2 protein-coding genes and 1 pseudogene are annotated in these 4,458 nt (G+C 70.3%); 2 read left to right on the forward strand and 1 reads right to left on the reverse strand.

Annotation, left to right across the window (positions count from 1 at the left end):
• A pseudogene (locus DT074_RS27595) lies at positions 1-1,720 on the forward strand (hypothetical protein); the annotation flags it as partial.
• Here the strand turns inward: DT074_RS27595 and DT074_RS27600 are convergent.
• Positions 1,717-2,865: an MFS transporter gene (locus DT074_RS27600; RefSeq protein WP_368744951.1), complete on the reverse strand. Its 1,149-nt coding sequence runs from the start codon at positions 2,863-2,865 to the stop codon at positions 1,717-1,719. The pseudogene DT074_RS27595 and the gene DT074_RS27600 sit on opposite strands and share 4 nt — an antisense overlap.
• A gap of 280 nt (positions 2,866-3,145) precedes the next feature.
• On the opposite strand from DT074_RS27600, the gene DT074_RS27605 reads away from it, so the two are divergent.
• On the forward strand, positions 3,146-4,231 hold the full coding sequence (locus tag DT074_RS27605; RefSeq protein ID WP_162915292.1) for a hypothetical protein: 1,086 nt from the start codon (positions 3,146-3,148) through the stop codon (positions 4,229-4,231).
• Positions 4,232-4,458 lie beyond the last annotated feature (227 nt).

The following is a 4,458-nucleotide window of genomic DNA, read 5'->3' on the forward strand; positions in this document are numbered from 1 at the left end:
GAAGCCGGACGAGCCTGCGCCGCCGGTCGCGCAGGCGCCCGTCGTTCAGCCGCCGATCAGTTCGCCGCCGGTCGCGCCGTCGCCGCCGCCATCCAGCGTGGCGCCGCCGGCGCCCCGGCTGGCGGCACCGGCACGTGTGCCCTCGCCCGAAGGCCTGGCGGCGGGACGTGCCTTGCGCGCGGCCGCTTCCGGCCAGGGCGATCTGGCGGCGGCATTCGCGCGGCTCGAGGCGCTGGCGGGGCAGGGCGATGCCGACGCGCAGTTCTATTTCGGCGAGGCGCATCGCGATGGTGTCGGGACCAAGCCCGACCGGGTGCGTGGCCTCGCCTGGCTCATGCAATCGGCGGCACGCGGCCAGGATGAAGCGTTGCTGGCGCGCGATCGCGAGCTGGCAGCGCTCGACAACACATCCCGCGTCCAGGCGGAATCCCTGTCGCGCAGTCTGCCGGCGCCGATGCCGGCCGGCTGGCTCGCCGATGACGCGACCGGCCTGCGGGTTTGGAGTCCGTCCTGGTACCGCAACGGCACCTTCCGCGTGCGCATCGAGGGGCAAGGGGTGGATGGTCTGGTCGACGGGCCGGCCAAGGTGGTTCTTACCGCGACCCTGCCCGGGCGCAGCGACCGCACCTTCGAGGGCCGCTTCGCCCGCGGCCTGCTGCTCGATCCGCGCCTGGCGGGACAGAACTTCGAGCTTCTGGAGACCGATGCGCTTCGCCTGCCGCTCGACACCGCCGGCAGCAATGCGATTGCCAAGGCGTGGCGGCAGACCGCGCTGGCCGGTCTCGCGATCGAGGCCTGCCCGAAATCCACCCCCGATCTCTATCTGGTGGCGGCGCCCGGCCTCGCCGTGACCGACGACAATGCGGTGAAGGCGGCCGCGATCGAGGCGGTCCGGCGCCTCGACGCGGTCTGTCCTATGAATGCCCAGGCGCCGGCGCGCGTCTTCCTGCTGCCGGGGGAGCATCGCGAGGTCTATCGCCGGGGCGGGGCCGGCTTCGAGCCGCGCCTGGCGGAGCTTCAGCTCTACGGCTTCGACGAACCGGTCGAACGCTGGTCGATCAACCTCACCAACCATGCGCGCGAGGCGGCGCAGAGGCGGCTGCATGAGGCGGAGCAGCAACGCAAGCGCGAGGAGCGCGAGCGCAAGGAGGCGGCTGGAATCGCCGCGGCCATGGGTCGCGAGATGCCCGATATCCGCGGCCTCAAGCTCGGCCTCACCTTCGACCAGTTCAAGGCCGCGCTGCCGTCCCCGCCGGTGACCTGGGAGCCGAAGCTCAAGGGCGACCACAAGATGCCCGACTACAGCTCGTGGCGGCAGAAGGTCACGTTGCAGGACGGAACGTCGTTCACGGGAACCTTCGCCTCGGTGCAGAACGGATCGAAGCTGATGGCACTCGGCTACGAGCAGTTCCTGCGCGACGGTCCGGATGCGGAGACGCTGCGCCAGCAGCTCTATGCCAAATACGGCAAGGCCGACGAGGAGGCGGGCAACCGCACCTGGCTCACCTGGTGGCTGCGCAGCTCGATCGGCGGCGAGCCGAAAGGTGCTTTCCTCAAAGGCCGGATCGAGACCGGTCCGAACCAGAAGGTCGCCAGGCTCACACTGTCGCTCACCGATTACGGGCTGACGCGCCACGATGAGGCGTCCGCGGCCGAAGCACGCCGCCGCGCCGACCGCGAGGCGTTCGAGAAAAAGAAATCCGACGGCGTGAAATTCTAGGCGAGCGCCGGCCGTGCCCAGCTGCGGCGCAGCAGGAAGAAGGCGATCGCCATGTTGAGCAGGTTCCAGGCGATGCCGTTGGCGAGCGCCGCCTGGTACGAGCCGGTCAGGTCGTGGATCTCGCCGGACAGCCAGCCGCCCAGCGCCATGCCGGCGATGGTCGATGACAGCACCAGGCCGACGCGGGTGCCGGCCTCGCTCGGCGGGAAGCTCTGCCTGACGATGATGGCATAGCTCGGCACGATGCCGCCCTGGAACAGGCCGAACACGGCGGAGATGATGTAGAGCTGGCCGAGCCCGTCGAACGGCACGTAGAGCATCAGCGCGATGGCCTGCAAGGTCGAGCCGAGGAGCAGCGTCGCGAGCGCGCCGATACGGTCGGTGACGAGGCCGAAGACGAGCCGGCTCACCACGCCGAAGCCCAGCATCAGCGACAGCATCTCGGCGCCGCGCGCCGCGCCGTAGCCGAGATCGACGCACCAGGCGACGATATGCACCTGCGGCATCGACATGGCGACGCAGCAGGCGATGCCGGCCAGGATCAGCAGCGCCTGCAGCGCATTGGGCGACAGGCCGAGCCCGGTGCCGCTGCCGACGCCGGCACTGTCATCGTGCATCGGCGAGGGTCGGCGCAGCGCCAGCGACAGCGGCAGCATGGTGACGAAGCAGATCACGCCGATTCCGATGTGCGTGTTGCGCCACCCCTCGGTCTCGATGAAGTGCTGCACGATGGGGGGCCAGATCGTCCCGGCGAAATAGTTGCCGCTGGCGCAGAGGGCGACCGCGGTGCCGCGCCGGCGGTCGAACCAATGCGACGTATCGGCGACCAGCGGGCTGAACACCGCGGCGCTGCCGAGCATGCCGACGGTCGCGCCATAGAGCACGGCAAAGATCCACAGGCTCGGCGCGAAGGCGGTGGCGACATAGCCGAAGCCGAGCGCGACGGCGCCGATGGCGACCGGAACCATGATGCCCCGGCGATCGGCCAGCCGGCCCATCAGCACGCTGCCGACGGCGAAGCCGATCATGGTGCAGGTATAGGGCAGCGAGGCGCCGGCACGGTCGGCGCCGAACTCGGCCTGCACGGCCGGCAGCGCCACGACGATCGACCACATGCCGACGCCGCCGATGGTGCTGAGCGCCACCGCGGCGCCGAGCCGGAACCAGGCAAAGCTGGATTCAACGCCGCCCGCGGTGTGGCCGCGCGCGGTGGTCGCTGATTGTGTGGACAGCTTCGGCTCCTCGAAATGGCGGCTGGCACGGGCCGGGCGAATATGCGCCGGAGGCGGGGAGACTAGGCATGCCAAGGGTGCATGACAATGGAGCGGCAGGCTGCCGTTTGGAACGAAAGGCGTGCTGCCGCGTTTCGGCCGGATGCACGGCCGGGGGCTTTGCCGATTCCAACAACCTGCTGGAGGATCTCCGATGGTCCGGGTTCAACGATTAGGTTTGGCCGCGCTCGCCGTGACGCTGCCGATGATGGCGGCGACTTCCGCCGGCGCCACGACGACGAGCTCCGATGTCGGCTGGCGCCAGATCGATTGCGGCCGGTCGCAGCTCGAACTGTTCGACTGGATGCAATGTCGCATCTCCACCGACAAGACCGTGGAGCACAACCTGAAGGGCACGGCTCGCCACTACGTGACACTGGGCGGGACCAACGCCGCGGCGGCAGGCATGGTGTTGTCGGTCCCACAGGATGACGGCTATTTCACCGCCTACCCCCCATCCGAATCCGAAATGGCGATCCGCACCACCGTCGCCGGCGCGGGACGCAAGGTCGACCAGTGGGGCCCCTATAAGGGGTTCGACCGCACGGGCTACATGACCTTCGTGTCCGACAACATGAACTGCGTCGGCTTCGATCACGGCGGCGGCTACAAGCGGGATACCTCGCAGGAGCCCGGCTATCTGTTCCTGTTGCGCGGCTATTTCTGCGAGAACGGCCCGATCGCCGATCCCCAGGCGCGGCTGGTCGACTATCTCGAGGCGACGCGCGTGGGTCCAGAGAGCCTGCGCCGGAACGCCATGGGCGATCGCGTCCGCTCGCTCGACCTGCCGCATTGGCGGGTCTCCGGAGCGCCACTCGCGCCGGCTCCGGTCGTGGGCCAGCCGGTCGTGGTGACGCCGGCGCCGGGGGCGGTGGTGGTTGCGCAACCGGCCGTCGCGACTCCGGTCGTGGCCGTGGTGCCCGCCGCTCAGTCGATCCCGACCCGCGTCACCTGGGGCGGCATCGTCTCGCAGGGCGCCGTCCAGATCACGCCGCATGCGGGCGGGCGCAGCGCCTCGCTCGCCTATGGTGCGCTCAACGGCTCGGTCAGCTGCAACGGCCAGATGACGGCCTCGACCGGCGCGATCGGCATCAACGCGCCGCATGACGGCACCTGGTCGGCGACCTGCAACAACGGCGAGACGGCCACCGGCACCTACCGGGCGGATGCCGCCGGCCGCGGCGTCGGCCGCGGGACCGATCGCCTGGGCCGCAGTGTGGAGTTCGCGTTCGGCGGCTGATCGACGCAGCGCGCAAGCAAAAAGGCCCGCCCCCTCGGGGGCGGGCCTTTTCTTTTGGCCGTCGCCGGGGCGCTTAGCGCCAGACCGGCTTGCCGAGATCGATGTCCTTCTCCTTGGTCAGGCCACCGATCGCGCCGCCGGCCGCGCCGCCAAGCAAGGCGCCGCCGAGGACGCTGCCGCCGGTCAAGGCGCCGGCAGCCGCGCCCGCGCCGGCGCCGAGGCCGGCG

Source organism: Desertibaculum subflavum, from assembly GCA_003576705.1.
Classification (GTDB): domain Bacteria; phylum Pseudomonadota; class Alphaproteobacteria; order Ferrovibrionales; family Ferrovibrionaceae; genus Desertibaculum; species Desertibaculum subflavum.

Bases quoted from the DNA above. Each gene is read 5' to 3' on its own strand.
- DT074_RS27605 (WP_162915292.1), top strand. From the start codon at position 3,146: ATGGTCCGGGTTCAACGATTAGGTTTGGCCGCGCTCGCCGTGACGCTG.